Source organism: Paenibacillus cineris (genome assembly GCF_018333335.1).
Lineage (GTDB): Bacteria > Bacillota > Bacilli > Paenibacillales > Paenibacillaceae > Paenibacillus_AQ > Paenibacillus_AQ favisporus.
In genome coordinates this window covers 1-260 of record NZ_BORU01000037.1, presented here as the reverse complement: position 1 = coordinate 260, position 260 = coordinate 1, and the positions used below count along the sequence as shown (strand labels likewise).

Sequence of the window (260 nt, the reverse complement as noted above, 5' to 3'; positions counted from 1 at the left end):
TTGAGACAGCGCCCAAGTCGTTACGCCATTCGTGCGGGTCAGAATTTACCTGACAAGGAATTTCGCTACCTTAGGACCGTTATAGTTACGGCCGCCGTTTACTGGGGCTTCGGTTCACAGCTTCGGGATTACTCCCTAACCGCTCCCCTTAACCTTCCAGCACCGGGCAGGCGTCAGCCCGTATACTTCGCCTTACGGCTTCGCACAGACCTGTGTTTTTGCTAAACAGTCGCTTGGGCCTTTTCACTGCGGCCCCCTCG

At 55.8% G+C, this 260-nt stretch carries 1 rRNA gene; it reads right to left on the bottom strand.

Annotated elements, in window-relative coordinates:
- Positions 1-260, bottom strand: a 23S ribosomal RNA gene (locus tag KI379_RS33835); the annotation flags it as partial.